This is a genomic window from Frankia sp. CcWB2, from assembly GCF_977927585.1.
Genome location: NZ_CDWRCM010000033.1, coordinates 27665 through 29339 on the forward strand (window position 1 = coordinate 27665; position 1675 = coordinate 29339).

Below are 1675 nucleotides of genomic sequence, written 5' to 3' on the forward strand. Positions count from 1 at the left end.
GGAGGGTTCGAAACGCGCAAGTTATTTCATTTCGACTCCTATGACGCCCTGGTCACCGCCCGCCTTTTCGTACTTCTCGCGACACACCCAGGCGGCAGCCCGCTGTCCCTAGACGAACTCCGGGGCCAACCACAAGGAGAAACCGATGACCCGGCTCCGGCCCTTGTCTGACCATCGGCGGGGGCTTTTCATTTCCGTCGACGGGCCGAGCGGCGCGGGAAAATCCACCCTGGTGCGGCACGTGGCCCAGCTCCTGGTGGCCGAGGGCGAAGACATCCACCTCACGCTTGAACCCTCCACCGGCCCCATGGGGACGCTGGCCCGCCAGCTGACCGAAACCGTCACCGGCCACGCCCTGGCCTGCCTGTACGCCGCCGACCGCTACCACCACCTCGAAACCGAGATCCGCCCCCAGTTGGAGGCCGGCAAGACGGTCATCTCCGACCGCTACATCCCCTCCGGCCTCGTCATGCAGCGATTCGACGGGGTGGAGCCGGCCTTCCTGTGGGGGCTCAACGCCGAAGCCGACCGGCCCGACCTGTGCGTCATCCTCGAAGCCGACCCCGACATCATCGCCCAGCGCCTCGCCGACCGGGGCGCCCACAACCGCTTCCAGCTCACCCCCGGCTCCAGCCACGCCGAAGCCCACTTCTACCGCCAGGCCACCGACCGGCTGATCCAAGCCGGCTTCGACGTGTTGCGCGCCCAGTGCGGCCAGCGGCCGCCGGAGCGCGTGGCCGCCGAGATCCGCGACCGCCTTATGGCCTTCTTCGCCGCGCCTGCCGCGGAACCCGCGAGCTAGAGCTAGATCGTCCCGACGCCCGCCCCCAAGACCAGGACCGGCGGTGCTGGATGGCGCCCGCAACCTGTGCGGGAGCCTGCATACCCGCCGCCGGTCCTGCTTCCTCGACCTCATTCGTATGGAAGGAGCACCGTGCCGCAGACCATCTATGGCTACATCTGCATCGAGCACGCCGACGAAGCCGAGATCGACCGTCTCGACGACCAGCTCACCGCCCACGCCCGCGCCGAGGGGCTGGCCCTGGCCGAAATCTTCGTCGACCGCTGTATGCCGCCGGGGCGCATCGTCCGGCCGGGCCTCACGGTCCTGCTCGAAGCCGTCAAGCGGTCGGAGGTCGCCGGGGTCCTGGTGGTTAGTCTCGATCACCTTTCCCCGTTGCCCGCCGTCCGGCAGGCCATCGAAGTGGAGATCGAAGGGCTTGGCGGGCGGGTGATCTACCTTTCGGAGCCCAGCGCGCCGGACGCCCCGCCGTCCCGCCCAGGTCTTACGGGCCTGACCACTCCTAGGCCGCGGTGAGCATGAGCGCCGCTTCCACCGTCTGCCAGACCGTGACCAATATGCCCGTCGCCTCCCGGGGGCTGGACATTCGCCAGTTTGCCGCCGAGCAGACGGCACCCGGCACGGCACGCCGCCACACCGCCGCCGTCTTGGAGTCTTGGGGGCTGTCGGCCGTCACCGACACCGCCGTGCTCGTCGTCTCCGAGCTAATAACCAATGCCGTCCAGGCCACGGCCGAGCATTACCGCGACGATGCACCAGACAGGCCGCCGACCATTGCCATGCGCCTGAGCGTAAACATTCACGTAGATTCGTGATCTTGCGGTGAGTGGTTGGTGTTGGAGCTGGGTGCGGCTGTTGTTCGCCGTTCTGGTG

3 protein-coding genes are annotated in these 1675 nt (G+C 68.1%); all 3 read left to right on the plus strand.

All coding sequences use genetic code 11. The annotated features are described in order from the left end of the window. Positions 1 to 145: 145 nt before the first annotated feature. Complete coding sequence (gene tmk, locus ACY45C_RS05805; RefSeq protein ID WP_462186619.1) at positions 146 to 802, plus strand: dTMP kinase; 657 nt, start codon at positions 146 to 148, stop codon at positions 800 to 802. Positions 803 to 934: 132 nt separating this feature from the next. Then, entirely contained in the window at positions 935 to 1318 is a 384-nt protein-coding gene (locus tag ACY45C_RS05810; RefSeq protein ID WP_462186620.1) for a recombinase family protein, read from the plus strand. Positions 1319 to 1320: 2 nt separating this feature from the next. After that, on the plus strand, positions 1321 to 1617 hold the full coding sequence (locus ACY45C_RS05815; protein WP_462186621.1) for a hypothetical protein: 297 nt from the start codon (positions 1321 to 1323) through the stop codon (positions 1615 to 1617). The last annotated feature ends 58 nt before the right edge of the window (positions 1618 to 1675 follow it).